18 protein-coding genes are annotated in these 25772 nt (G+C 62.5%); 5 read left to right on the forward strand and 13 right to left on the reverse strand.

Translation table 11 applies throughout. The features are described 5' to 3' along the window. Positions 1-290 precede the first annotated feature (290 nt). Both GMST_RS20800 and GMST_RS20805 read right to left on the reverse strand, forming a co-directional pair. Positions 291-2144: an AMP-dependent synthetase/ligase gene (locus tag GMST_RS20800; protein ID WP_183356637.1), complete on the reverse strand. Its 1854-nt coding sequence runs from the start codon at positions 2142-2144 to the stop codon at positions 291-293. Positions 2145-2349: 205 nt separating this feature from the next. Next, positions 2350-2613, reverse strand: coding sequence for a hypothetical protein (locus GMST_RS20805; RefSeq protein WP_183356638.1), 264 nt, complete (start codon positions 2611-2613; stop codon positions 2350-2352). A gap of 253 nt (positions 2614-2866) precedes the next feature. Between GMST_RS20805 and GMST_RS20810 the strand changes: the two genes are divergently transcribed. Then, the gene (locus GMST_RS20810) at positions 2867-3439 is read left to right on the forward strand and encodes a class I SAM-dependent methyltransferase (RefSeq protein WP_183356639.1); all 573 of its coding nucleotides are present in this window, start codon (positions 2867-2869) and stop codon (positions 3437-3439) included. Between the two features lie 261 nt (positions 3440-3700). Here the strand turns inward: GMST_RS20810 and ubiE are convergent, their stop codons facing one another. Then, positions 3701-4408, reverse strand: a complete 708-nt coding sequence (gene ubiE / locus GMST_RS20815) for a bifunctional demethylmenaquinone methyltransferase/2-methoxy-6-polyprenyl-1,4-benzoquinol methylase UbiE (protein WP_183356640.1) — start codon at positions 4406-4408, stop codon at positions 3701-3703. 166 nt (positions 4409-4574) lie between these two features. Between ubiE and cdaA the strand changes: the two genes are divergently transcribed. From cdaA to GMST_RS20830, 3 genes are all read left to right on the forward strand, one after another. Beyond that, on the forward strand, positions 4575-5747 hold the full coding sequence (gene cdaA, locus GMST_RS20820; protein ID WP_183356641.1) for a diadenylate cyclase CdaA: 1173 nt from the start codon (positions 4575-4577) through the stop codon (positions 5745-5747). A gap of 136 nt (positions 5748-5883) precedes the next feature. Then, positions 5884-6918 (forward strand): C40 family peptidase, encoded by a 1035-nt coding sequence (locus tag GMST_RS20825; protein ID WP_183356642.1) that lies wholly within the window; start codon positions 5884-5886, stop codon positions 6916-6918. Positions 6919-7029: 111 nt separating this feature from the next. Continuing rightward, positions 7030-8703, forward strand: a complete 1674-nt coding sequence (locus GMST_RS20830) for a B12-binding domain-containing radical SAM protein (RefSeq protein ID WP_183356643.1) — start codon at positions 7030-7032, stop codon at positions 8701-8703. A gap of 79 nt (positions 8704-8782) precedes the next feature. Here the strand turns inward: GMST_RS20830 and GMST_RS20835 are convergent, their stop codons facing one another. From GMST_RS20835 to GMST_RS20860, 6 genes are all read right to left on the reverse strand, one after another. Beyond that, positions 8783-9214, reverse strand: a complete 432-nt coding sequence (locus GMST_RS20835) for a hypothetical protein (protein ID WP_183356644.1) — start codon at positions 9212-9214, stop codon at positions 8783-8785. A gap of 116 nt (positions 9215-9330) precedes the next feature. Continuing rightward, positions 9331-12531, reverse strand: a complete 3201-nt coding sequence (locus GMST_RS20840) for a YhdP family protein (protein ID WP_183356645.1) — start codon at positions 12529-12531, stop codon at positions 9331-9333. Positions 12532-12558: 27 nt separating this feature from the next. Further along, complete coding sequence (locus GMST_RS20845; protein WP_183356646.1) at positions 12559-14826, reverse strand: sensor histidine kinase; 2268 nt, start codon at positions 14824-14826, stop codon at positions 12559-12561. Positions 14827-15052: 226 nt separating this feature from the next. Next, the gene (gene lpxC, locus GMST_RS20850) at positions 15053-15970 is read right to left on the reverse strand and encodes a UDP-3-O-acyl-N-acetylglucosamine deacetylase (RefSeq protein ID WP_183356647.1); all 918 of its coding nucleotides are present in this window, start codon (positions 15968-15970) and stop codon (positions 15053-15055) included. Positions 15971-16212: 242 nt separating this feature from the next. Then, positions 16213-17898 (reverse strand): ABC1 kinase family protein, encoded by a 1686-nt coding sequence (locus GMST_RS20855; protein WP_183356648.1) that lies wholly within the window; start codon positions 17896-17898, stop codon positions 16213-16215. After that, positions 17899-18219 (reverse strand): phasin family protein, encoded by a 321-nt coding sequence (locus GMST_RS20860; protein WP_183356649.1) that lies wholly within the window; start codon positions 18217-18219, stop codon positions 17899-17901. A 157-nt stretch (positions 18220-18376) separates the two neighbouring features. Here GMST_RS20860 and GMST_RS20865 point away from each other — a divergent pair, with 157 nt between their 5' ends. Further along, positions 18377-20164 (forward strand): GspE/PulE family protein, encoded by a 1788-nt coding sequence (locus GMST_RS20865; RefSeq protein WP_183356650.1) that lies wholly within the window; start codon positions 18377-18379, stop codon positions 20162-20164. A gap of 30 nt (positions 20165-20194) precedes the next feature. Here the strand turns inward: GMST_RS20865 and GMST_RS20870 are convergent, their stop codons facing one another. The 4 genes from GMST_RS20870 to GMST_RS20885 form a co-directional block, all read right to left on the reverse strand. Next, positions 20195-21100, reverse strand: a complete 906-nt coding sequence (locus GMST_RS20870; protein WP_183356651.1) for a GGDEF domain-containing protein — start codon at positions 21098-21100, stop codon at positions 20195-20197. Between the two features lie 109 nt (positions 21101-21209). After that, positions 21210-21902, reverse strand: a complete 693-nt coding sequence (locus GMST_RS20875) for a CDP-diacylglycerol diphosphatase (protein ID WP_183356652.1) — start codon at positions 21900-21902, stop codon at positions 21210-21212. Positions 21903-22221: 319 nt separating this feature from the next. Continuing rightward, positions 22222-23466: a glucose-1-phosphate adenylyltransferase gene (gene glgC, locus GMST_RS20880; RefSeq protein ID WP_198424586.1), complete on the reverse strand. Its 1245-nt coding sequence runs from the start codon at positions 23464-23466 to the stop codon at positions 22222-22224. A gap of 78 nt (positions 23467-23544) precedes the next feature. Beyond that, entirely contained in the window at positions 23545-24711 is a 1167-nt protein-coding gene (locus GMST_RS20885; protein ID WP_246399979.1) for a ChaN family lipoprotein, read from the reverse strand. Positions 24712-25772 lie beyond the last annotated feature (1061 nt).

The following is a 25772-nucleotide window of genomic DNA, read 5'->3' on the forward strand; positions in this document are numbered from 1 at the left end:
GTTGTAACTTCCCCCGGTTCAGGAGAAGTAGGTTAGCTATGGTCAACGGGTGCGGCAGTATAGGCCGCGAACTCTCTAATGAACAAGAAAGTAGTTTGCTCAGACAAAACTGGCAACCAGCGGTAATCACAGTGCTGGCTGCCTCGTCTCTCTCATGTGTCAGCGCGATTTTTTTATCTGGTGATGCTACTGCCGAAGCGGCGTCTGTCAAGCGAGGAGGTGCCGCTTTTGCAGCAAAATGAGACGGCGCCACCGGCTCCAGGAGGACAGGGACCGGGGCGCCGGGTGGGTCAGTCGTGGGTGGAGAGGCTCGCCTCCACGGCAAAGCGTTTGATTTTGCGGGTGGTGGTTTTGGGGAACTCGTCTTCGCGCAGGGTGAAGCGCTTGACGCGTTTGTAGTCGGCCAGGTTCTTCCCCGCGGAGAGGACCTCGTCGCGGATCACCTGCTCGACGTCGGCCACGGTAAGAGAGCCCTTGCCGCGCTTCACCGCGAGGTTGTCGAGTTCCTCTTGGTTCGGGTAGATCACCGCGTGCACCTCTTCGGCGACCGCGCCCACCCTGTGGCCGTAGACCATGACCTCGGCGATGTACGGGCTTTTCAGGAGCTCGTTTTCCACCTCCTCGGGGTAGACGTTCTTGCCGTTGGGGGTGACGATCAGGTTTTTCACCCGGCCGCAGATGGAGAGGAAACCGTCGGCATCGAGTTTGCCCAGGTCGCCGGTCCGGTACCAGCCGTCCTCGAGCACTTCCGCCGTGGCCTGGGGGTTGTTGTAGTACCCCTGCATCACGTTGGGGCCGCGCACCAGGATCTCGCCCACCTGCTCCTCGTTGGGCGCGTCGATACGCACCTGCACCTCGGGGAGCACCCGGCCTACCGTGCCGATCCGGCGCCGGTCGGGCTGCTCGGCGGCGATCACCGGTGCGGTCTCGGTGATGCCGTACCCCTGGTACACCGGGAACCCCAGCGAGAGGAGCCCCGACGTGATAGCCGGGTCGAGGGCGGCGCCGCCGCTTATGAATATGGTCTTGCCGCCGAAGGCGCGCTTCACCTTGCTGGTCACCAGGGGGCGGGTAAACGGCGTCGAGAAGAGCAGCTGCGAGAGGCGCTTCGAGGCGATGCTCTTGCGGATCCGCTCCAAGAGCATCTGGTAGACCGCGGGGACCCCCAAGAGGAAGGTCGGTTTCACCTCGGCCAAGTTCTCGCCCAGCTTCTTGATCGATTCGGCGAAGGAGATCTTCCCCCCCATGTGCAGCGGCAGGAGGATCCCCACCACCTGTTCGAACACGTGGTTGATCGGGAGAAAGGAGAGGGTGTGCATGCTGTCGTCCAGGCCGAAGTGCTGCGCGGTGGCGACGATGTTGGAGACGATGTTGCCGTGGGAGAGCATGGCCCCCTTGGAACGGCCGGTGGTGCCCGAGGTGTAGAGGATGACGGCGGTGTCGGCGGCGCTGCGCGGCGGGGTGGTGACGCAGGCCTCGATGCGCAGGTCGTCCAGGTTGACCAGCCTCCCCTCCTTGGCCAGCGAGGCGCGGATGCTGCGAACCTGTGAGAAGGGGTCGGCCACGTCGTTGGCGTTCGCCGTAGGGGCGCTCCAGTGCCGGTGCAGTTGCGTCGCCAGCGCCTCGATGCGCCTTACGTGCTCGGGAGCGATGCCGTGGGCGGCGATGAGCGCGTGCCACTCGACTTGGAGTTCTTCCAGGGTCTTGGCGGCCTTGGCGTCCCCCGCCTGTTGTTTCCCCGGATGCAGCAGCACGATGCTCTCCAGGTTGGTGAGCTTCGGAACGTACTCGAGCAGGCCGTCCAGGTAGGGCGGGTCGGTGAAGATGAGCCGGGCGCCGCAGTCGGTGAGGATGTGGCGCAATTCGGCGCTCTTGAGCTCCTTGTCGATGGGGATCACCACGCCACCGGCGCGCAGGATGCCCAGGTAGGTCTCCACCCAGCGGATCGACGAGGGGGCGAGCAGGGCGGCGTGCCATCCCGGTTGGAAGCCGCGCTTGATGAGTCCGGCGGCGATCCGCCCCGAGGCGTCCCACAGGTCGCGGTAGGTGATCTCGTGCCAGCTGCCGGAAATTTTCTGGCGCAGCGCGATTCGATCGGCAAAAGTCTCGCAGCGCGAGCGCAACAGAGCGTCAATGGTCTGCATATCGGAAGGGCTCCTGTAGACACCCCGGTAACCTGCGTGCTGCCGTTCACAGGCCCTGGTCTGGGTATCGGGATTCTAATGATATGCTAGTTATACCAAGATTCACACTTTGTCGCTACCGCAGAATACGCCTTGGTGCAAAATCGTTACACTGGCTGCAAGCCACCCTAATCATTGGCTAAGAACCGGAGGTGACGGCGCTGTATCAGTGCACTGTCTCGGCCGTCACCACCTCTCCGAGCATCCGGCGCAGGACGTCTTCCTCCACGAAATTGAACAGGTCGCTTCTGCCGAAGACCACCTCGACGCAGCCGCGCAGGCTCTTCAAGGTGACGGCAACCTCATGAATGCCGTTCCCCAAGAGGCCGAAGTAGAGCTGTTCGGCGGCGCTCCCCTGTTTGCGGTACTCCTTGCCGCGCAGCTCGAAGTAGACTGCCTGGTCCAGTGCATCGTTGGTAAGGTAGATCATGGGACGTACCTCCTGTGGTTTTTCTGTAGTAAAGCACAGGTGTGTGACAACATATGTCGCATGATTGCGGGATGGCTCCGGGTGGCCCCCTGTGGGCGCGGACTGATCCGACCGAGCGGGCTGATCGGACAGATCGGACGAAGATGAGAGGGCGAAGGTGATAGGAGCGCCAGCGGAAAACGGCAACAGGGGTTGACAGCGATCGGCCGCTCTTGCTATGCAGGGGGGAACGCAACGCCGAGCTGGAGGAGTGATGGAAGAAGATCGTATCAAGTGGGATGAGCGTTACACCGGGGACAGCTACTTCTTCTGCTTTGCGCCGTCAGGGTTCCTGGCCAGGTGTTTCGAGACGGTGCGCCCACTGGTCCCGGGGCTGCGGGCCATCGATCTCGCCTGCGGGGAAGGAAGAAACGCGATCTACCTGGCACAGCACGGTTTCCGGGTCACCGCGGTTGACATCTCGCCGCGTGGGCTGGAGCGCGGGGAGAGGCGGGCTGCAGAGGTAGGTGTGTCGGTTGACTTTGTCCAGGCCGACCTGGAAGCGTTCCGCTTCGACGAGCGCTACGACCTGATCCTCGACTTCAATTTCCTGCTGCGGCCGCTCATTCCCTTGATGGTTGCGGCGCTCAATCCGGGGGGCGTCATCGTCATGGAGACTATTCTTGATACGCCGTCTATTGAGCCTGGGCACACCAAGAGCTTCCTGTTGCAGCCCGGAGAGCTGGTGCAACTCTTCGAGCCGTTTGCAGGCACGGTGCACCTTTTCGAAGAAGAGGCCAAGGGGCCGACGCCGGTCGCGAGGATCATCTTCCAGAAGGCGGGTTGAGCTTGAAGTGAGGGAACGTCAGCGGAGGGGTGAGGCAAGATGCCAGGTAGCGATGGCGCATGATACGCCTGCCGGCGCGGCCGGCGAATGATGATTCGCCCCTACAGGTGCATCGCGCGCGGTTCCGATATCAATGAGGGGACCTGGGAGCTCCTACCTAATGATGTGGCGACTAAAAAAGGCAGGGTCGACAGTCTGGGGGAACCCCTTAAGCTCGTCGAACCTGCCTTTCGTTTTTCTCGACCTTAACCTTAACCTGAATTACTTCGTCCCGACGTAGACGGTGGCGATGCCGCCGGTCAGGTCGTAGTGCTTCACGTCCTTGAACCCGACCTGGGTCATCATCCCCTTGAAAACGTCACGGGAGGGGAACTCCAGCACGGAGTCGGGGAGGTACTGGTAGGCGCTGAACCTGGAGAAGGCGCCGCCGATGCGCGGCAGTACCTTCAGGAAGTAGAAATGGTAGAGCTGCTTGAATACCGGGATGGTTGGCGTGGAGAACTCGAGGATCACCACCTTGCCGCCGTCCTTCAGGACGCGGTGCATCTCGCCGAGTCCCTTCACCCGGTCCACGACGTTCCTGATGCCGAAGGCGATGGTGGCGGCGTCGAAGGTCCGATCGTCAAAGGGGATGTCCTCGCACGGGGCGACCTGGAAGCTGATGCGCCCGGCATGGCGCGATTCGGCCACCTTGACCACGCCGAGGTCTACCATCTCTTTGCAGAAGTCGACGCCGACGATCTGCACTGCGGTCGGGGTCTGGCTGGCGATTTCCAGGGCGACGTCGCCGGTACCGGTGGCCACGTCGAGGACGCGCCCCGAGCCGGAGACGCCGATCTTGGCTACCGCAAAGCGGCGCCAGCGCCGGTCGATCCCCAGCGACAGCACCCGGTTCAAAAGGTCGTAGCGCGGCGCAATGCTGCCGAACATGTCGCGTATACGTTCACCTTTTTCTGACAATTTGTACATATTTCCCTACCTTTTTGAGGCCTGAAATGCTATAAAATTTCACCGCTTTTGCCCTGGGACTGCCGGGCGGAAGCATTGGTTTTTAACACAAAGCGGTGCCGCTTGCCAGTAAAAACACCACCGGCGCCCTTTCAAGAGCACCCCTACCACGCTAAGGAGGAAGCTCGTGCTGCCGCACTTCCGGCCCCAGGACATCGCCGACATCCTGATCATGACCTTCCTGGTGTACCAGCTCTACTGCTGGTTCAAAAACACCAGGGCCCTGCAGGTTGTGCTGGGGCTGCTCTTTCTCGGGGTGATCTACGTGGTCACCAAGAACCTGGGCCTCTTCATGACCAGCTGGATCCTCCAGGAACTCGGGACGGTGCTCCTGGTCCTCCTGATCGTAGTGTTCCAGGCCGAGATCCGCCAGGCACTCTACCGCCTGAGCCTTTTGCGCAAACTGTTCGACCGCCAGGAGGTGGGGCAGCGCGTCGACCTCATGGAGGTCTCCGGCGCGGTCTTCGGGCTGGCCGCGAGGAAGATAGGCGCCCTCTTGGTGTTCCAGCGCGAGGAGCAGCTCGACGACTACATCCTGCACGGGGTGCCGCTGGAGAGCCTGGTGAGCGGTCAGCTCATCACCAGCATCTTCATACCGAGCTCCCCCTTGCACGACGGGGCGGTGCTGATCCGCGACGGGCGTCTGGCGCTCGCCTCCTGCCACCTCCCGCTCTCGGTCAGTTCCGAGGTGCCGCAGCACTTCGGAACCCGGCACCGCGCCGGGCTCGGCCTCACCGAACGCTCCGATGCGCTGGTGGTCATCGTCTCGGAGGAGCGCGGAGAGGTCTCCATTTCGGTGGACGGACGCCTGGAACGCGTGCCGAACACCGCCGATTTGCACGAGTGCCTGAGCTCGCTGCTGCTCCCCCAGTCCGCCCAGGCGCAACGGGTCAGTTTGAAGGCCCGGTTGTTCAGCAACTTCTGGCCCAAGCTGGGAGTCCTCGCCGTGGTGCTCATCAGCTGGCTTTTGATTACCTACCGCCAGGGGGAGATCCTCACCGTCACCGCGCCGATCAAGTTCCACAACCTCCCGGACAGCCTGGTCCTGGCGCGCAGCTACCCGGAAGAGGTGGACCTGCAGCTCAAGGCCTACTCCAACCTGGTGCGCTCGCCACGCGACCTCAACGTGGTGGTCGACCTCGATCTGGCCAAGGTGAAGGAGGGGGGGAACACCGTCCTCATCCGCAAGGACGACATCAAACTCCCCCCCGGAATCGTGGTCGATTCGCTCGAGCGATCCCAGGTACGGGTCACCGCGGAACGCAAAATCCGCAAGGACGGTACCCAAAAAATTCGTTAGCGGCGGAACCCGGTGATATTTTTACTAAAGCATCCTGTCCAGGCTGCCGAAAGGGTTAGCGAGGTTGACAATGCGCAACAATTGTTATATAAATGTGCGCGCCTGCAACCGTTTATAAAACAATGAAGGAGGATTAATGATACGTAGCCTCAAGCTCATAGCCGTCAGCGTTATTATCCTTTCCCTCCCTTCCTTGGCCTTCGCAGCGAAAACCCATCGTGTCAAAAAGAGCGAAACCGTCTATACCCTGGCAAAGAAGTATCACGTCACGGTCGAGGAGTTGAAGTCCGCCAACAACCTGGTGGGCGACAACATCAAGCCCAAGCAGGTCCTGGTGATTCCTCCCCGTACCGTTGCCTCCACCGGCGCCGCTGCCTCTGCCGCTGCCGTGTACAAGGTCAAGAAGAGCGAAACCCTCTCCCGCATCGCGCAGAAAACCGGGGTTTCCGTCGCCGACCTGAAGCGGTTAAACGGTCTCAGCAGCAGCAAGGTCAAGAAAGGCAAAGTACTGGTGCTGCGCGAAAGCGCTCCCGCCGCCGAGGAGGCCCGGCCCCGGGTGGCCGCGGTGCGCAAGCTGCAGCTGCGTCACGGCGACCTGTTCAACGAGAAGGATTACGAACAGAGCCTCATGGAGCTGACCGAGAACGAGCCGGAGCGCCAGGTGGACCTGCGCAAGAACACCGAACTCAAGGTCGACGGCCTGAAAGAACTCAAGAAATCCGCCTACGGCTTCCTGGGGACCCGCTACCGCTTCGGTGGCAGCTCCAAGTCCGGCGGGATCGACTGCTCCGGGTTCGTGCAGAAGGTGTTCCGCGAGCTGGAAGTCTCGCTGCCGCGCACCGCGCGCGAGCAGTTCGAGGTGGGGACCTCGGTGGCGCCGGGGGACCTCCAGAGGGGCGACCTCATCTTCTTCAGCACCTACGCCTCCTACGCCTCGCACGTCGGGATCTACCTGGGCAACGGCAAGATGATCCACGCCTCCTCCCGGGACCGCAGGGTAGTCATCTCGCCGATGAACACCGCCTACTACCGCTCCCGGTACCTGGGCGCCAAGCGCGTCGCCAAGGTGAACCCGGATGTCTTCAAGCTCGACGACCTGATGCTGGGTGTCGAGGAGGAGAACGCGGAAGACACCATGTCCAACGACGCCCTGGGGCTGAACAGCAACTAGCCCGGGCCGTACACGAAACGCCCCAAAAATCCGGCCGCCTGGCCGGATTTTTTTTGTCCAACTTTCCGGCTTTCGGGCTAAGATGAAGGCGGTTTTTTCACGAGGAGTTTCATGAAGGTCGTACTTGCCTATAGATGCCATCCGGAAGGGGCGCAGGATCCCTTCACCTCGCTGCTCCCGGTCGGGCTTTTGAGCCTCGATGCGGTGCTGCGCCGGGCGGGGCACCAGGTGACCCTGGCCAACTTCTCGGGGTACCCCTGGAAAGAGGTGCGCCGCATCCTCAAGGAACAGCGCCCCGAGGTGCTCGGGATCTCCCAGTTCACCCACAACCGGGCCGAGTCCCTCGAGCTTGCCCGGGTGGCGAAGGGGCTCAACCCGCGCTGCCTGGTGCTCTTGGGCGGCCCGCACGCGACCCACGCGGGCGCCGGGCAGCTGGCCCAGCATCCCGAGGTCGATGTGGTGGTCCTGGGCGAGGGGGAGGAGACCCTGTCGGAACTCCTGCAGGCGCTCGCCGCGGGTCGCGATCTCGCCCAGGTGGCAGGACTCCTCTACCGCTCGGCTGGCGAGGTGCTGGGTACCCCGGCGCGCGCCCCCATCGCCGACCTGGATGCCTTGCCGCTTCCTGCGGCCGCGGAGAGCTGCGGCATCGGGGTCGACTACCGGCGCCAGCTCGAGTTCATCATCACCTCGCGCGGCTGCCCGGCCAGCTGCCTCTTCTGCTCCTCGCCGCTATTTTGGGGGCGGGGGGTGCGCTTCCGCGCGCCGGCCTCGGTGGTCGAGGAGCTGCGCCTTTTGCGCGAGCGCTTCGGGCTGGTCTACTTTTCGCTGCGCGACGACACCTTTACGGCGGACCGCGCACGGGTGCTGGAGATCTGCCGCCTCTTGGAAGAGGCCCAGCTCGGCATGCTCTGGAACTGCCAGTCCCGGGTCACCGCGGTGGACCAGGAGATGCTCGCCGCCATGAAGCGCGCCGGATGCGAGTGCATCCAGTTCGGCGTCGAGTCGGGATCGCCCGCCATGCTGAAGGCGCTGGGCAAAAGGATCACCCCCGACGCCGTGGAGCAGGCCGCAGCCGCGGTGCGCAACGTGGGGCTCAACCTCTCCATCTACCTGATCACCGGGATCCCGGGTGAGACCGAGCAGGACCTGAAGGAGACGCAGCGCCTCATCGAGCGGATCCGTCCCCAGGACGGCCAGGTGTCGCCGCTGGTCTACTATCCGGGGACCCAGCTCTTCAGCCAGGCGGTGCGCAAGGGAGCGGTCTCCGAGCGGCTCTTCGAGGACCTCTCGGGCGAGGGGTTCCTGGTGCGCCAAGACCCTTTCGTGGAACGCTCACGACGCGGGATCCTGAAGACCCTCGAGAAGGCCGGCGCGAAGGCCCGCTACACCCGGCGCGACTTCGAGAAACAGCGCGAGCTGGTCGGCTATTCATTCGTGACCGAGATGCTCTCTGCGGAGAGCCTCGAGGAGAGCGGGGAGGTTGCGGGGGCGCTGGAGCTGTACCGGGAGATGACCAGGCGGGAGCCGAAGAACCCCTGGGGGCTGCTGCTCGAGGGGGGCTTGCAGGGGAGGCTTGGGGAGTTCAAGGCCTCGCGGCAGGCCTACCTGAAGGTGCTTCTACTGGTGCCGCGCCACCTGCCGGCCCTCTTGGCCCTGGGCGAGCTCGCGCTGGAGCTGGACAAGCCCGCCGAGGCGGCCGACTGGTTCGGGAAGGCACTCGAAATGGCGCCGGGGGATGCGGCTGCCGAGGAGGGGCTGCAGGTGGCCCGGGCGCTCCTGGGCTGAGACCGGGGCGGGGAATAAAAAAAGGGCAGGGCCGAATGGCCCTGCCCTTTTTCTTGTTAAACCGGTAGCTGCGTCGTTATTAGTTAACCTTGATGCCCGGAGCGAAGATGATCTTGTCGAAGGTGCGCTTCAGGGTCTTGCTCTGGAAGTTGATCATCGGCGGGGAATCCGGGAACTCGACGGTGTCGCCAACCTTCACCTTGGTCTGCATGACGGCAACCCACAGTTTCTGGCCATTCTCTTCAACCTGAACGTAGGTGTACCCGCCGGAGTCCATGGTCTCGGCGACCTTGCCTTTGTGGCCGGCGCCGGGCTTGATCTCCTGCGGCTTCAGGCCAGCATGGGGATCGCCACCACCGGGAGCGGCGGCAGGCATCTGAGCGGGAGCGGCAGGCATCTGGCCAGGTGCTGCTGCCTCGGGAGCGGACGCTTTCGGTGCTTCTTCCTTTTTCTTGCAGCCGGCTGCTGCCACAGCAACAATTGCCAACATGACTACTAAGGTCTTCTTCACAGTTTCCTCCGAGTTGGATAAATTTAAGCTTTAACCCAACGGCAAAAATAGCACAACTGCTACGAGCGTTACAATAAAAAAAGTAAGCTTCTGGCACCGCTTTGCCGTTGAATACACTACTTCCCGATGATCACCTCGCCTGTGTCGGTGAACAGCTTGGCGGGCAACTCAAAGACCCTCTTGAAGATGTTCAACACCCCTTTCCCCAAGGACTTGACCGGTATCGCGGTTACCCGGGGATCCTCAATGGGCCCCTTCGCCTCGAAGTAGGTGGTGATGAGCGAGCGGTCCTTGCCGGTCAGAATCCACCCGACGATCGGGATGTGACTCACCACCTTGTCTACGGTCTGCAGCGGCTGCACGCCGATAGTGAGATCGAGCTCGTTGCGCGGCAGATCGAACTTGCCGACCGTGGAGATGTTCATGGCGTTACTGTCGATGTACAGGTTCTGCGTCGAGGCGATGCCGTCTTTCACCGCGAAGTCCCCGGTGATCTTGTTGAAGGGCATCCCCCCGGAGACCATGTCCGGCAGCTGTCCCTTGACCAGCTGGGAGACGTTCAGGATGGAGAACACCTTGGCCAGCGTGGAGAACTTCCTGATGCTGCCGTGCTCGACGCGCAGCTTCAGGGAACCCAGCGCGCTCTGCTTGAGCTCCTGGGCGGTCTCCCCCTTGGCCGAAAGGTCGCTTTGCAGCGACAGGGCTCCCACGACCTGCTGTTTCTTCACCCCGAAGGCGTGCAGCAGCTTGTCCGCCGAGACCTTCTGGGCGTTGCAGCTCACCTGGTAGCGGGTGGCGTTGGAGCCGAAGTCCATCCTCACCTTGCCGGTGATCTCGCCGTCCAGGCACCACACCTCGAAGGGCTGCAGGTAGACGATCTTGTCCTCCAGCTGGATGAGGGTTTTCAGGTGCTGGAAGGGGATGTCGCGGTACCTCCCCTCTGCCGCGGTCACCTGCGCCTTCATGGTGAAGCGCTTCCCCTCGGCCCCCTGCTGGCGGCTGCCGAACAGCGGGTTTAAGTCCTCCAGCTCCAGGTGCGGCGAGTTCACCGTGACGTCGACATGCGGGTGCTTGAGGTCCTGGATGCTCCCCTTCACCTGGAGCGTGCTGCGGCCGAGCTGGCCGGAGAGTGAGGCGATCTGCAGGGTGTCGTTGGTAAGGGAGACGGTTCCCTGCACCCGTTCGGCCCTGAGCTGCGTCTTGCCGGCGTTGAAACCGAGGTCGGCGAGGTCGAGCGACGGCGAAGCGAAGCTGACCGAGACGGTGGGGGACTTGAAGTTGCTCACGCTGCCGTGCCCGGAGATGCTGGAGCTGCCGAGCCGCCCCGCGATCTGGCTGCTCTCCACCGAGTCGCCGGCGAAGCGCAGGGTGCCGTTCACCCCGGTGATCGGCTTCATCTTCTCGGTCGGCTTGAAGGAGAAGCCGGCCAGCGAAACGTCGCCGGACCAGGAGGCGACCTCGAGCGTCGCCCCTTTCCCCTGCAGGGCGGCCTGCAGTTTCCCGGCCGGCTGGTACTTGCGCGCCGGCGGCACCAGCGGCGCCACCTCGTTGACCGCGAAGCTGTTGGTCCTCAGGTCGACGCTGATCGGGCCGCGGTACTGGCTCACTGCAGTAGCCGAGAGGGAGAGCGGCGCCAGGGCGAAGTGCGACCCGGTGAGCCGGAACTGCTCCTTGTCGAAGCTGCCCCGGAAGGAGAGGGTGTTGTGGCGCCCGGCCGGTTTCGCGATCAGGTCGGGGAGCGAGTAGGAGGTCTGGGTGAGATCCCAGTCGCCGGAGAGGTTGTACAGCGAGGTGGTGCCCTCGCCGATCAGCTTCAGGGTCGAACCGCCGCTCAGGGTGGACTTGTCGCCGCGGCCGTGCCCGAGGAACCAGGCGAGCTCGCTTTGGTTGGGCTGCAGGTTCATGGCGAACAGGTAGCGGCAGGGGACTTCCAGGGGGTAGTCGGTGATGCGTCCCTCGAGGGTGAAGGGGGAGCTGCCGAAACGGCCGCTCATGCCGCGCAGCGTGAAGTCCTTGCCGGCCAGCTCCAGTTGACCCTTGATCCCGGTGAAGGGGGGGATCCCGGAGCCGTAGTTCACCACCCCTTCCTCGACGCGCGCCTTCACGGTCAGGATGTTGTAGTTCTGCCCCCGCTCCATGTGCAGGATCTGGCTCACCCGTCCGTCCAGGCGCCCCTCGTCGAGCCGGTAGATGCCGCCGGCGATCTTCTGCTCGATGAAGTCGGCGGTGTCCTTCACGATGATCCCGTAGGGGATGTACTGCCTGAAGTTTTTCAGGTCGAAGCGTCCCATGGTCGCCTTGGCGGTGATGCGCAGGTCCTTCGAGTAGAGGTCCGAGAGCTTGCAGCTACCCTGCACGGCGAGGCCGTCCACGTTCGCCTTGAAGGCGGAGATGTTGAGATCGCGCTCGGTAAGCTCCAGCTCGTAGTTCGCCTTGACCAGTTTCGGGGTTAGCAGCGCGTGGAAGACCTGGGGGTAGTCAAGCCGCAGCCGGGAAACCTGCAGATTCCCCTTCAGCTTGAAGGCAGCGAGCTTCCCCTTGATGTGGGCGTCCAGCTCCAGGTCGCCGGAGAGGCTCTTGAAGGGGAGGTAGCGCCCGAAGTAGGGGTAGAAGTGGGTGGCATCGAGCGCCCCCAGCTTAGCGTGCCCGGAGAGCTCGCTCTGGGTGAAGGGGGATCCCTCCGGGGCCAGTTTGGCGACGCCGGCCAGGAAGATGGGGACCTTGCGGGTCGGGTACTTCAGTGTCCCGGAAAGCTTGAAGTCGCAGTTTTTGCCGCGCACCAGGTTGCTGAGGTACAGGTCGGTGCGGGTCAGCTCGGTGACGAGCGGGGTCTCCGAGAAGGCGGAGTCGGCGAAGCTGATCTCGGCGTTTTTCAGCTCGAGCCCCTTGAGCGCTGCGGAACTCTCGGTCTTCGGGCGCTCCAGGAGGTCGCTTATGTTGAAGACCCCGTTCCTGTCCCGGGTCAGGATCAGCTTGGGGTGGTCGAGCTGCATGCGGCTTAACACCAGCTCGCGGCGCAACAGCGGGATGAGGGCGATCCGGATGGTGAGCCGGTCCGCGGTCACGAAGTCGTCGACGCCGTTTTTCTCCTTGATGGTCACCCCGGTAAAGGTGAAGGCGGGGCCGTAGCGGAAGGAGAAATCCCCGATCTGGTAGCGCAGGTCGCGCTTGAGGGCCGTACGGACCTGTGCGGTGATCTCCGCCTTGTAGGTATCGAGGTCGAGGAACCTGAGGGCCAGACTCCCGGCGACCACCACGAACGAGATGATGGCTATGATGAGCGGCAGCACCCAGGCCCGCGCTCTTCTTAGTTGCATTGCTGGCTCCAAGACAGCGGTTCCCGCCTAGGAGGCGGCGTCCGCCGGCAATTCGATGATGAAACGGCTCCCTTTGGGGTAGTTCTCCTTGGCCCGGATGAAACCGTGGTGATCGGTGATGATGGTGTTCACGATGGCAAGCCCCAAGCCCGTGCCGCTCTTCTTCCTAGAGAAGTAGGGCTCGAAGAGGCGCGGGCGGTCCTCCGGCGCGATGCCGTGGCCGTTGTCCGAGACGCTGAAGGTGGCCATCTTCAGTTCGGTGTTGAAGGAGCTGGCGAGCTCGATTTCGCCCTGCTCCTCGACGGCTGCCACCGCGTTGTCCAGAAGGTTGATGAGCACGCGCTTGATCTGGTCGCGGTCCAGCTGGATGAGCGGCATCTTCTCGTCGATGGCGAGCTTGAAGCTTATGGAGCGGTGCGCCTCCTGGTACAGGGTGAGCGCCTCTTTCAGGATCCCGTTCAGGTCGTTGGGGGAGGGGACCGACGCCGGCATCCGGGCGAACTTGGAGAACTCGTCCACCAGCCCCTTCAGCTCGTCGACGGACTTGATGATCATGGCGGTACAGTCGTCGAAGACCCGCTCCTCTTCCTCGAAGCGCGCAAGGTAACGCTTCCTCAGGCGCTGGGCCGAGAGCTGGATCGGGGTGAGCGGGTTCTTGATCTCGTGGGCGATGCGCCGCGCCACCTCGCGCCAGGCCGCCATGCGCTGCGCCTTGATCAGGTTGGTCATGTCGTCGAGCACCACGACCATCCCCATGAAGGTGCCGTTCTCGTCCTTCAGGACGGTCAGGTTGGTGAGCAGGGTGAGATCCCCCTCGCGCATCGGGATGGTGATCTGGCGGGTGATGGAGTCCTGCTTGGCGACCACCATGTCGCGCAAGAGCCCCTTCACGATGTCCAGGTGTTCGGGCCTCAAGACCTCGCGGAAGTTGTGCCCCGACACCTTGTCCAGGTTGATGAGCAAGAGCTTCTCGGCCGCCTTGTTCACGTGGGTCAAGAGGCCGTCCTTGTCCACCGAGATGATCCCCGCGGTGACGTTGGCGAGCACGGTCTCCATGTAGCGGCGCCGCTGGTCCAGTTCCAGGTTGCTCTTCTGCAACTCGCTGTTGGTGTCCTGCAGGGCCAGCTGGTTTTCCCGCAGGTCCTGGGTCATCCGGTTGAACGAGGCGATCAGCATGCCGATCTCGTCGTGCCCGGTCTCCCCCAGGTGCACGTCCAGGTTACCCTCGGCCACCTGCCGGGTCGCCTCGGCCAGCTCCTGGATCGGGTTGGTGAGGCTGCGCGCCAGGTAGACCCCGAACCAGACCGCCAGGAAGATGATCACCATGGTGATCAGGAAGAGCGTCAGGATGTAGCCGGTGGTGATCGGGTTCTTCAGTATCTTCAGCTGGCGGAACTCGTGGTAGGAGGCCGAGATCTCGCGCATCTTGGCGACCATCGAGTAGGGGACGTAGTAGTTGACCACGATGACCCCGACCACGTCCTTCGAGTTCCAGTTGGAGTGCACCGGCACGATGCCGCGGATCAGGTCGGCCTTGCCGATCGAGTTCACCCGGGTGAACTCCTGCCCGGCGAGGCCGATGTTCAGGTCTTCCGAGGAGGGGTTGGTGAACTCGCCGGCCGGGAGCTTCGGGTTGGAGGCGCGGATCAGCTCCTCGCGCTGCGACGAGAAGACCTCGACCACCCCGAGGTTGTACTCCTTCTGCTTCTGGCGCACCAGGGCCTTCAGGGCAGGGAGGTTCTCCTCGTTCAAGAGCTTGCGCTCCTTGATGGCGTCGGAGATCTGCTGGCCGTAGTAGAGCGCGTTGGCCGCCTGGTTCTTGTAGTAGGTCTGCGCCACCTCCATCGACTCGTTCAGGGAGTTCTCCACCTGCTTATTGAACCAGTTCTGGATGCTGTTGGTGATGAATCCGGCGGAGACGAAGAAGAGGAGCAGGGTGGGGATGAGCGACAGCGAGACGAAGGCGAGCACGAGCTTGGTGCGCAGCTGGGCCCCGGGTGCGTTCTTGCGCCGCTCCACGAAGAGCTTCGCGATGTTGCGGAAGACCAGGTAGACCAAAAGGATGATGAGCAGGATGATGACGTTGATGATGCCGAAGATCGTGATGTTGTTGCCGATCGGCACCTCGGAGTTGAGGCGCGACAGGTGGATCTCGGCGCTGGTCAAAAGCAGGATGGCAAGGAGCGAGAGGACGATGATGATCCCCTCGCGCTTTCTCTTGCGGAGCTCCTTGGGTGTCAGGGTGGAGCCTGCTGCTTCGGCTGCTGCCGTAGTCTGGTCTGGTGTCTTTGGCATCACGCCACTCTATATGAAAGTTTAGCGAAATTCAAGGCGTTAAGGCCGATTCGGGCGGTTTAGGGGGCTGCGGAACAGGGCGAGCCTTGCCCCTCGGTCTGTGGGGAGCTTTGCGGCAGACCTGCTGCAAGGTATCTCGGGAAATAACATCAAACCGGCAAAGAAAAAGGGTGAAGCTTTGGAAGCCTTCACCCTCTCGTTGTCAACGATTTCAGGTACTACTCGTTTACGCCTCGAGCCAGGAGAGTTCCGGAAGCGCGAGGTTAAAGGGGACGTTGGTGGCCTGCGGGGTGAACTCGACCAGCGCGAAGCAGTCGGTCCGCTTCAGAAGTTCGCGGGCCAGCTTGTTGTTCAGGTCGTGACCGGACTTGGTGGACTTCACGTGGCCGATCAGGCGGTGGCCGCACAGGGCCAGGTCGCCCACCGAGTCGAGGATCTTGTGGCGCACGAACTCGTCGGAGTAGCGCAGACCCTCGGGGTTCAGGACCCCTTCGTCGCCGATCACGATGGCGTTTTCCATGGAGCCGCCGCGGGCCAGGCCGTTGGCCTTCAGCATCTCCACTTCGGCCAGGAAGCCGAAGGTGCGGGCGCCGGCGATCTCGTCGCTGAACCCCTGCTGGGTGAAGACCATGGAGCGGGTCTGGCTGCGCACCGCCTGGTGGGCGAACTGCATGTCGAAGGTGATCTTGTAGTGGCGCGACGGGATGATGGAGATCTTCTTGTCCCCTTCCACGATGGTCACGGCCTTCTTGAGCACCAGGTACTTGCGCGGCTTGCTGCTCACCTTGGTGCCGGCTTTCAGGATCCCGTCGACGAACTGGGTGGCCGAGCCGTCCATGATCGGGACTTCCGGGCCGTCGATGTCGACGTGGGCGTTATCGATGCCGCAGCCGTACAGGGCCGCCATCAGGTGTTCGATGGTGGAGACGGTCGCCTGGCTGTTGCCGATGGTGGTGGAGAGCCTGGTGTTGACCACGTTGGTGGCGCGCGCCTCGATGGAGACCGCGGGGGTGAGGTCCACCCGGTGGAACACGATCCCGGTACCCGGCTCGGCCGGACGCAGTGTCAGGTTGATCGGTTTGCCGGTGTGCAGGCCGATGCCGCTGAACGCTGCTTTGTTCCCCAAGGTTTGCTGAAATATCATAACTGGCTCCCTGCCACATTTAAATCAGTATGCGGACTATCTAGCAAGGAATGGGCCAAAAGTGTAAACAAAAGACAGGTTTGCAAAGTGGCGATAGCTCGGCAGGTTAGCGCGGCGGACAGGAGGGAGTGTCCGGTTCAGTGGGCAGCCAAACTGTGTCGTGTGGTGCAAAAGCTACGCTGGGTGTGTTTAAAATGCAACACTGGGGAAACAGGTTGAGGTTAAGAAAACCTCAACCTGATTTACAGCCTGCCGGAGCGGATGATGGCGACCATCCACCAAAAGCCGATCAGGCCGGCGATGAGGTAGCCGAAGAAGGCGAAGGCGGGGAGCCCGAAGAGGAGCGGGCCGCGGTTGGCGTGCATGGCGATGGAGGAGCCGATCAAAAGGGCGGCGAGGATGAGGCTTAAGGAGAGCCGGTTCGCGGAGCGGTCCAGTTCGCGGGTGAAGCGGTCCAGGCCGCGGTGCTCCAGGTCGATGCGGAACTTGTTGCGGTTTATCTTGTTGAGCAGCTCGCGGATCTCGCGCGGCAGGTCGCGGGTGAGCGCCAGGTACCCCTCGGCCCCTTCGGCAAGCTCCCTCAAAAAACGCCCCGGCGAGTGCTGCTCCCTCAGGGCGTCCTCCAAAAAGGGGCGCAGGTGCGACACCATGTTGAACTGCGGGTCGAGCTCGCGCCCCATCCCCTCGACCACCACCAGCACCTTGATGAGCATGGTGAGATCGGGGTGCAGCTTGATGCGGTGCGTGGAGATCAGGTCGACGAACTCGAGCAGCATCTTCCCCACCTCGATCTCCTTGAGCGGGATTTCGAAGTAGCTGTCGATGAAGTCGGAGAGCCCCTTTTTCAGGGAGCGCAGGTTCACCCCTTCGTTCATCTCGTTGAAGTTCACGATGGTGCGGATCAGCCCGTCCACGTCGCGCCGGATCACCGCGCTCAAAACGTCGGTCAGGTAGGTCTTGAGGCCCGGGTCGAGCCGGCCGATCATGCCGAAGTCCAAGAGGCAGATCACGTTCCCCGGCATGATGAGTACGTTCCCCGGGTGGGGGTCGCCGTGGAAGAAACCGTGGTCCAGCACCATCTTCAAGAAGGCGTCCGCGCCGCGGCTGGCGATCTCGCGCCGGTTCAGCTCGGCCGCCTCGAGCGCGGCCAGGTCGTTCACCTTGATGCCGCGCATGAACTCCATGGTCAAAACGGCCTTGGCGGTGGCCTCCCAGTAGACCCGGGGGAAGGCGAGGGTGGGGTCCTCCTGGAAGTTGTCGCGGATCCGCTCGATGGTGTGCCCCTCGCGGGCCAGGTCCATCTCGCGCCTAATGGTGGAGGCGAATTCGCGCACCACCCCGACGGGGTCGTAGATATCGGCGTTGGGGAGGTGGCGCTCCAGAAGCGAGGCGATGTCCATCAGGATGTCGATGTCGGTCTCGACCAGGTCGGTCACCTCGGGGCGGCGCACCTTGACCACCACCTCCTCGCCGGTCAAAAGCACCGCCCGGTGCACCTGGGCGATGGAGGCCGCGGCGATCGGCTCCTCGTCGAGCTCGAGGAAGAGCTCGGTAGCGGAGACCCCCAGGGCGGCTTCGAGCTGCCCCTTGATCTGGCTGAAGGGGAGGGAGGGGACGCTGTCCTGCAGCCGGGCGAACTCCCGGATGAAGGCGGCGGGGATGATGTCCGGGCGGGTCGAGAGGAGCTGTCCCAGCTTGATGAAGGTGGGCCCCAGTTCCTCGAGGGCGAGCCGCAGGCGCTCGGGGGGGGACAGGTGCGCCGCCTTGCCCCCCGAACGGCGCAGCACCCGGCGGCTTAAGGCCGCCACGCCGGCCATATTCAGGTACTCCAGCAGGTGTTCCAGGCCATAACCGGCCAAAACCGCGATGATCTGGCGGTAACGCCTGATGTTGCGCACGTTGCGGTTGAACTGCATCAGTCTCAGCATTCAGTCCCCGGCCTCTTCGTCGGCGCCTTCCAGGCGGGCGGCCTCCAGCGCGCGCACCCGGCGCTCCAGGCGCTCGAAGTCCTCGCGGGACACCATCCCCATGCGCTCCATCACCTGGCGCACCTCTGCCTCCACGATCTCGGAGGTCCGCTGGCTGCCGGCCTGGGCCAGATCCTGGATCCGATCGATGAAGGCACGACCCTCCTCCTCGCTCATCTTGTAGCGCGTCTTCAATTCCTGCATCAGCTCCTCTCCCTTCTTCTGGGTGAGCGACGCAGCCCCCAGTGCGGTCAATGCCGCTTTTTCCAAAAGCTCCAGCATGGTGCACCTCCTCATACGACATCGGATGTCATTGCACGGCTTGGGCTTAATGATATCCTTGTAACTGCCAAAGTCAATGTTGAACCCCGTTGACTTTATTAGGGTTCTAGGCGATGCTCCGGGGTAACTACTCATGGGAGAAAAAACGGGAGCGCCAATGAGCAAGCGCAAGGCGGTAACCATCCACAACGTAGGGCAGATCCTGCTGCGGCGCGGGCTCATCGACCAGGCCCAGTCGAAACTCCTCGACGAGCAGGGGGAGGCCCAGGCGGCCCGCCTGCAGGGGGCGCAGCAGGCGGGGTACTCACGGCGCCTGCAGCAGACCCCGCAGAAGGCCTCGCCCGCCGAGGTGATCGCCTCCTTGAACCTGGAGATCCCCGGCTCCGGCGGCAAGCTCTTAAGCGAAGATGCCATCACCGAGGTCCTCGCCGAGGCGGTCGGGCTTCCCTACCTGAAGATAAACCCGATGAAGCTCGACCTCGAGCTGGTCACCACCCACATCTCGCGCCCCTTCGCCCTGAAACACCTCATCGTGCCGGTCGGCTTCAGCGACGGGCTGCTCACCCTGGCGGTCGCCGACCCCTTCAACGACGAGGTGGTCGAGGAGCTGAAGAGTCTCAAGCGCATGGAGTTCAAGCGGGTGCTCGCTTCGCGCAGCGACATCCTGAAGATCCTGCGCGAGTTCTTCGGCTTCAGGGCCTCGGTGAAGGCGGCCGAACACGAGGTGGGGAGCGCCGTGGACCTGGGGAACCTGGAGCAGTTCGTCAGGCTGAAGCTCGGCCACGACATCGAGGGGACCGACCGCAACATCGTCTCGGCCGTCGATTTCCTCCTGCAGTACGCCTTCGACCAGCGCGCGAGCGACATCCACATCGAGCCCAAGCGCGACAAGTCCCTGGTGCGCCTCAGGGTGGACGGCGTGCTGCACAACGTACACGACGTGCCGCGCCAGCTGCACCCCCCCATGGTGTCGCGCATCAAGATGCTCTCGCGCATGGACCTCGCCGAGAAACGCCGCCCCCAGGACGGCAGGATCAAGACGAGCCACGGCGGCAAGGAGATCGAGCTGCGCGTCTCCACACTTCCAGTCGCCTTCGGCGAGAAGGTGGTCATCAGGATCTTCGATCCCGACATCCTGATGCAGGAGCTCGACCAGATCGGTTTTTACCCGCGCGAGTTCCAGCTCTACAGCTCCTTCATAAAAAGGCCCAACGGGATCATCCTGGTCACCGGTCCGACCGGCAGCGGCAAGACCACCACGCTCTACTCCTCGCTTCGGGCGCTCTCCTCGCCGGAGGTGAACATCGTCACCGTCGAGGACCCCATCGAGATGGTGATGGAGGAGTTCAACCAGGTGGGGGTGCAAAGCGCCATCGGGGTGACCTTCGACAAGGTGCTGAGGAACATCCTGCGCCAGGACCCGGACATCATCATGATCGGCGAGATCCGGGACCGGGAGACCGCGGAGAACGCCGTGCAGGCCGCGCTTACCGGGCACCTGGTGCTCTCCACGCTGCACACCAACGACGCTCCCTCCTCGGTGACCCGGCTGGTCGACCTGGGGGTCCCGCCGTTTCTGATCACCTCCACGGTGATCGGGATCATCGCGCAGCGCCTGTTGCGCAAGATCTGCTCTTCCTGCAAGAAGGAGCGGGAGCTTTCGGCGGACGAGATAGAGTACCTGGGGCTCAAGCGTGGGGCGCGGGTCAGCTTCGGCGAGGGGTGCGCCGAGTGCCGCGGCACCGGGTATAAGGGGCGCACCGGGATCTTCGAAGTGCTCGAGGTGAACGAGAAGCTGCGCGCGGTGATAGGTGAGAGGCTCGACCTGGGGCAGTTGCAGGAGGTGGCGCGTCAGGACGGTCTGGTGCCGCTGCGCGACCTCGCCATACGGAAGATGCTGGAGGGGGTAACCACCTACGAGGAAGTCATCGCTGTGACGGGGTGAGTTCTAGGAAACCTGCCTGGGGGAGAGGGACTAGCCGAGAGTGACGCGGTTGCGCCCGTCTGACTTGCTGGCGTACATGAGGGCATCCGCACGCTGCAGGATGGTTTCGGAAGTGTCACCGGGCTTGGCGAGGGTGGCACCGATGGAGGCGGTGACCGAGAGCTTGTGGTCGCCGATCATGATGAAGGAATTTGCCACGAAGGTGCGGATGCGCTCGGTGATGATCTGGAAGTCGCGCTGGCGGACGTTGTTGAGAATCGCCACGAACTCGTCGCCCCCCCAGCGGGAGATCACGTCCAGACGCCGCAAAAGGTTACTCACCGTCTTGGCCACCATGGCCAGGACCTCGTCCCCGATGGCGTGTCCGAAGTTGTCGTTCACGTCTTTGAAGGTGTCGATGTCGAAGAAAATCACCCCGAAAGGGACCCGGTCGGTCTGCCACTCGTAGATCCTCGTTTTCAGGGTGATCTGGCCGTAACGACGGTTCCCCACGCCGGTCAGCGCGTCCAGGCAGGCCTCCTTCTTGAGCGCCTCCAACTCCCGCAACACGTGCAGCGATTGAGAGTTGTCGGCAAAGACCTCGATAGCCCCGATGACGGCTCCCTGCTCGTCCCGGATCGGAGTCGTGCGTACCGAGACCGGCACCCGGTGCCCCTGCTTGTGGTGCAGGTAGATGTTGCTCACCCGTTCCTGGCCGTCGCGCATGGTGGCGGAAAGTGGGCAGGCATTGAGACAGAGATTCTCCCCCTCGTCATCCAGGTGCTGCAGGATGTTGGCCGAGCAGCACTTCCCCAGCACCTCCGCCTTGCTGAAGCCGGTGATCCGCTCCGCGCTCTTGTTCCAGAGATAAATCCCGCGATCGCGGTCGACGCAATACACCCCGTCGAAGAGCGACTCCAGGATCAGTTCGGGAGACGGAGTTGGCGGAGTTTTCATGAAGTCGACCTTTTCTCGAGGTTGCGTTGCTGGCTTTTGCCGGTGAAGTTCCTACGTCTTTGCATGTTTACACGACTTTTCCAGAAACCACAAGCATTCATGAGCCGTGCTAGCGGCAGCGGGGAAGGGTATAGGTCTTCTCCGTGCTCGCCCGGTCCACCACGACCAGATAGCCCCCCTTGGTATCGCTGACGACCAGTACCCCGTAATCGGCATACCCCGCGGCCTGGGCCAAACGGCAGGCGGTCCCCCACACCTCGTGGAGGTCGGCCACCTGGCAGTTGGGAGCCTTGGCGAAGCGCCGGCGGGCGTCCTTTTGCAGCCGGACCACGTGCACGTGGAGCTGGTCCTGGTCCCGCTTCCCCGTCGGGTTCACCGCCAGGGCGCGCTCGGCGTCCTCGGGTATCCGGCTCTGGGCGATGGCCCAGGCAAACTTCCAGATGCCTTCGGGGCGCTTGGGATCCTCGACGCCGGTCACCTTGGTGCGCGGCAGGACCAGTCCGTGCACGAACTCCTCGGTGCAGTCGCACATCTTGCGGTCGCGCAGCGCCACGAATTCCTGGGTTTCCACCCAGACCTGGGTGGTATCGCGGCAGCCCCTGGACGCGGCACACGGCGCGACGTCCAAGGGGGCCCGGCAGGAGCTGCAGTAGTCGGCGACCGTGGGGTCGAGGCAGGTGTTGAGGATGGTCCAAAGGACGTCCCGGTTGCCGGCAAGCGCGGAAGCGGGAAGGGCGGCCATCAGCAAAAGCCAAAGGGAGACCGTGAGGAAACGGCGGGAGAGACTCGTGGCGGTGTTCATGAAACTCCTGGGGGGCATTGAATTAAAAAAGGCTCCCGCCGCGTACCGATTCTTCGGGCCCGTGGGAGTGCACATAGTTTTTGGGTTCGTCGAATAAATTCCGGAAAGCCGGTTCCAGCGGTTCCCCGCTCCCCCAGCGGGAGGGACAGGGTGAGGGGGAAAGGCGCCGCATCACTGCCGATGGCAGCGTCACCCACCCCCGACCCCCTCCCGTCAAGGGAGGAGGGATGTGGGTGCCGGAATTGTCGGAGGAACCTTTTCTTCTCGCAGTCAGGCCGGGGGGCACTGCTTGGGACATTCCAGGGGAGAGTTCCTGCGGCTACTTCACCTCGACGTTTGACACCACCACGATCCCGGATTCGGTGACCCGGTAGCCGCGGCGCCGGTCCTCGTCGTGGTCGTAGCCTATCTCGATGCCGTCGGGGATGGTGATGTTCTTGTCGATGATGGCCCGCTTGATCTTGGCGCGCCGGCCGACGTTCACGTTTTCGAAGAGGATGGAATCCTCCACGAGGCTGTAGCTGTTCACCTTGCAGCGCGGGGCCAGGATGGAGCGGCGCACCGTGCCGCCGCTGGTGATGCAGCCGGCGCAGACGTAGGAGTCGACGTTCACCCCGCGGCGCTCATCCTCGTCGAAGACGGTCTTCGCGGGCGGCAGGTTTCCCTGGTTGGTGAGAATCGGCCACTTGTAGTTGTAGAGGTTTAACTGCGGCGAGACGTTGATCAGGTCCATGTTCGCCTCGTAGTAGCTCTCGATGGTCCCCACGTCGCGCCAGTACCCCTTCTCCTCCGCCTTCATACCCGGGATCAGGTTGTCGTTGAAGTTGTAGGCGAACACCTTGTCCTTGTTCTCCAGCATCATGGGGATCACGTGCTTGCCGAAGTCGAGGTCCTCGTAGAGCTTTTTCCCTTCCTGCAGCACCTCGATCAGTTTCCGGGTGGAGAAGATGTAGTTTCCCATGGAGGCGAAGCAGGTGCTGCGCCCGGGGATCGGCTCCGGGTTCTTGGGCTTTTCGGTAAAGGCGGTGACACGGTAGTCGTCGTCCACCGAGAAGACGCCGAAGCGGGTCGCCTCCTCCGCGGGGACCTCGAGGGCTGCCAGGGTGAGGTCGGCGCGGTTTCTGCGGTGGTAGTCGATCATCTGGCTGATGTCCATCTTGTAGATATGGTCACCGCCGAAGATCGCCACGTAGTCGGCATCCGAGGACTCCACGAAGCGCAGGTACTGCAGGATGGCGTCGGCCGTCCCCTTGAACCAGGACTCGCTCTCGCTGCTGGTCTCCGGCGAGATGGCGACGTAGAACTCGCCCAGGCCGGTCCATTTGCCCCAGGACTCGCGGATGTGCTTGTTGAGCGAGAAGGCGCGGTACTGGGTGAGGATGTAGACCTTCTTGATCCCGGAATTGAACAGGTTCGAGAGCACGAAGTCGATGATCTTGTATTTGCCGCCGAACATGACGCTCGGCTTGGCGCGCCTCAGGGTAAGCGGACTCAGCCGCTCTCCCTTTCCGCCGGCCAGAACCATCGCGATGGTGTTCCTTCCGACATTGCTCATGGAATACATAGGGACTCCTTCCTTTAATGAATTGCCGATTTCTATGCATTGCAATGCTGCAGGTTCTGCCCGCCTCCAGACGGAGGGCTAGGGCTTGCCGTGCTGGTGCACCTTCTCGGTTTTCTGGAAGGTCACTTCCAGGGTGAGCTTTTTGCCGTCGCGCTCCACGCCCAGGGTGCTTTTTTCACCTACTTTTTTCTGCTTGAGACCATAGACCAGGTCGATCGTCTCCTTGAGCGGCTCGCCGTCCAGGGTGAGCAAGAGGTCCCCCTCCTTCACCCCGGCACGCTCGGCGTTGGAGTCGGGAAGTACGCTCTGCACCTGCATGCCGCGCTTGTCCGGCCCGGGCTCGTAGGCGATCCCCAGGCGCACCCCCGTCTCCGGGAGTTCCTCGTAGGCCAGGAAGTTGAGGAAGTCGTAGGAGAGGTTCGGGTAGTCCGGGAGATCCACGTCCATGATCTCCGGCTCTTCTTTCCGGGTAATGGCGATCTCGTTGCCGCCGATCGTCACGTAGGAGGTGGGGATGCGCCGGAAGACCCGGCGCGGGATGCCGAAGCCGTGAGCGACATGGTTGCCGCCGGCGATCACCACCAGGTGCCGGTCCTTTCCCTGCGGGCTGGCGAGGAAGCGGGCGGCGCTCTCGGCCATGGTTTCGTCCCAAAGGGTCTGGGCGCGCACGAAGCCGTCCATCACGAGCTTGCCGTGGCTGTGCCCGGCGAAGATGCTCTCCGCCATGCCGCGCTGGTACGGGTCGCCTAAGTCCATCTCGGGGAGGCGTGCCTTCATCTCCGGGGAAAGCTCCTCGAGCGGCGTGCTTCCCACCGCCTGGGCCAGGTCTTTCTCGGCGTTGAGGGCGACCACCGGGATGTGGTGCTCCTTGGCGTAGATGAGGAGGTCGCGGTAGTAGCCGAAGTCCATCTTCCAGTTGTCGAACCAGTGCGATTCCTTCAGGAAGGCCTTCTCGTCGAGTTTGCCGGCCACCCAGCGGTCCAGCACGGGCTGTTGCGAGCGGACGAACATCTCCATCCCCAGCGCCGTCTTGCCTGGGTGGCGCTCCTCCATCGCCTTGAGGACGTCGAGTTCGAGCCGGTGCGAGGCCGGGTTGTCGTGGGTCTCGCCGACGTAGACCACGCGTGCGTCGGTCGCTATCGAGAGCATCTGCTCCGGAGTCACCAGCACGCCCGTCGGGAGATGCATGATGTCCCCCACCTTCGGGGCGGCCTTCAGCGGGTAGGGGTTCTGAGGATCACCCATGAAGCGCTTCCCGGGGTGATGACTGCAAGCCGTCATAGAAACGAGAGAAAAGGCCAGAACGAGATGTAGTGCGGTGCGCAGGCATTTCATGTGCTCTCCAGCAGGTGTTGAGTTTCAACGAGTGTTGCGTATGAGAAACGGTGCTGCAATTGTAGCAAAATCTGCAACCTGTACTAACAGCAGGTGGATCTGCGACAGCTGGCGGGCCGACCACAGACAACGGATCTCTTAAAAGGTGTGCTCGGCGGCGACATGCACTGTCAACGGCTGAGCCAGTTGCAGAAGGGAGCATGGTACAACAGAGGGTAAAAATTAATCGAGCAAGGTGTTGTTGTCAAGCTGCGAACGGGAGCTCGGCGGTTGTCACAACACTACGGAGCTAAAACAGTATCTGAACCGCCGTGTGCCCGGCATTGTCGTGATTTCAAACATTTGGACGGCCGGCTCACAGAGCCCGTCGGGGCGCCGGTACGAGGTGGGCGAGCTGCGGCTCGATTGTTGGAAAAGCATAGCACATGAATTCATGAAAATAAACTATAAAAATATCGAGACAGGACCGTAAGATGCGAACCGTTAGACCGTTTTTGCCAAACGTCCATTAGAATTGCGGGGAGGGCGGAGGGCAGAATGGCGGGAGCGGAGATGCCGGGGCTGCCCCTTTCCCAGGTTTGGCATCACCCAAAACAACATTGCCCTCTCTTGCGGGATTTCGGAGCTCCAAAAATGCAAAGTGCCACTACCTTTTGCAATTTTGGAGCTCTAAAAAACAAACATCTCCTCCTACATTTGTTTTTGGTAGCTCCAAAAAACAACAAGGCCATCCCTTGCGGTTTTTGGGAGGTCCAAAATGCAATTATCTAGTCCTACATCTGTCTTTGGGAGCTCTGAAAAACAACTATCTACTCCTACATTTGTTTTTTGGAGCGACCTTTTGCAATTTTGCCGTCTTTAAAAAGATTTTGGGGTTACCTCGTGCAATTATCTCGCTACATAATTGCAGCGGGCCGGCCGGCATTGCAAAAAAGGGGATCGTGGCGGCACGGAAACGCGGTGCTGGAGAA

Source organism: Geomonas silvestris, from assembly GCF_014193515.1.
In the GTDB taxonomy this organism is placed as follows: Bacteria; Desulfobacterota; Desulfuromonadia; order Geobacterales; family Geobacteraceae; genus Geomonas; species Geomonas silvestris.

Excerpts from the sequence above, each read along its gene's own strand:
- GMST_RS20885 (WP_246399979.1), bottom strand. The coding sequence starts at position 24,711 with ATGGGTGATCCTCAGAACCCCTACCCGCTGAAGGCCGCCCCGAAGGTG.
- GMST_RS20800 (WP_183356637.1), bottom strand. The coding sequence starts at position 2,144 with ATGCAGACCATTGACGCTCTGTTGCGCTCGCGCTGCGAGACTTTTGCC.
- GMST_RS20875 (WP_183356652.1), bottom strand. The coding sequence starts at position 21,902 with ATGAACACCGCCACGAGTCTCTCCCGCCGTTTCCTCACGGTCTCCCTT.
- GMST_RS20825 (WP_183356642.1), top strand. The coding sequence starts at position 5,884 with ATGATACGTAGCCTCAAGCTCATAGCCGTCAGCGTTATTATCCTTTCC.
- GMST_RS20810 (WP_183356639.1), top strand. The coding sequence starts at position 2,867 with ATGGAAGAAGATCGTATCAAGTGGGATGAGCGTTACACCGGGGACAGC.
- GMST_RS20865 (WP_183356650.1), top strand. The coding sequence starts at position 18,377 with ATGAGCAAGCGCAAGGCGGTAACCATCCACAACGTAGGGCAGATCCTG.
- GMST_RS20870 (WP_183356651.1), bottom strand. The coding sequence starts at position 21,100 with ATGAAAACTCCGCCAACTCCGTCTCCCGAACTGATCCTGGAGTCGCTC.
- GMST_RS20805 (WP_183356638.1), bottom strand. The coding sequence starts at position 2,613 with ATGATCTACCTTACCAACGATGCACTGGACCAGGCAGTCTACTTCGAG.
- GMST_RS20860 (WP_183356649.1), bottom strand. The coding sequence starts at position 18,219 with ATGCTGGAGCTTTTGGAAAAAGCGGCATTGACCGCACTGGGGGCTGCG.
- GMST_RS20855 (WP_183356648.1), bottom strand. The coding sequence starts at position 17,898 with ATGCTGAGACTGATGCAGTTCAACCGCAACGTGCGCAACATCAGGCGT.
- lpxC (WP_183356647.1), bottom strand. The coding sequence starts at position 15,970 with ATGATATTTCAGCAAACCTTGGGGAACAAAGCAGCGTTCAGCGGCATC.
- glgC (WP_198424586.1), bottom strand. The coding sequence starts at position 23,466 with ATGTATTCCATGAGCAATGTCGGAAGGAACACCATCGCGATGGTTCTG.
- GMST_RS20830 (WP_183356643.1), top strand. The coding sequence starts at position 7,030 with ATGAAGGTCGTACTTGCCTATAGATGCCATCCGGAAGGGGCGCAGGAT.
- GMST_RS20845 (WP_183356646.1), bottom strand. The coding sequence starts at position 14,826 with ATGCCAAAGACACCAGACCAGACTACGGCAGCAGCCGAAGCAGCAGGC.
- ubiE (WP_183356640.1), bottom strand. The coding sequence starts at position 4,408 with ATGTACAAATTGTCAGAAAAAGGTGAACGTATACGCGACATGTTCGGC.
- GMST_RS20840 (WP_183356645.1), bottom strand. The coding sequence starts at position 12,531 with ATGCAACTAAGAAGAGCGCGGGCCTGGGTGCTGCCGCTCATCATAGCC.